General features: G+C 52.2%; 1 protein-coding gene. It reads left to right on the forward strand.

Annotated elements, in window-relative coordinates:
* On the forward strand, positions 1-291 hold a 291-nt coding region (locus AC27K1_RS21780; protein WP_487152894.1), incomplete at both ends, for a hypothetical protein.

The raw sequence follows: 291 nt of genomic DNA on the forward strand, positions 1-291 counted from the left end.
CGCCAAATCCCTGGATCATGAGCAGGGCGGCGCGGACCAGATCACCGCAGGTGAAGGCAATAATCTGGTAATTGGTGGTTATGCTGGCGACCAGATTCTTGTCGGGAACGGGGCAGATATCATTATCGGTGATAACGGTTCCGCTGAATTCACCGAAGGTCACTTGATCACCCTCAAGAGCACTGACGAAAGTGATGATACCGGTGGTAATGACACCATTACTGTCGGAAATGGTTTCAACCGCATCATCGGTGGCGCTGGAAGCGACACAATCACAGCGGGCATCAATGA

The organism is Kistimonas ophiarachnellae (assembly GCF_057552235.1).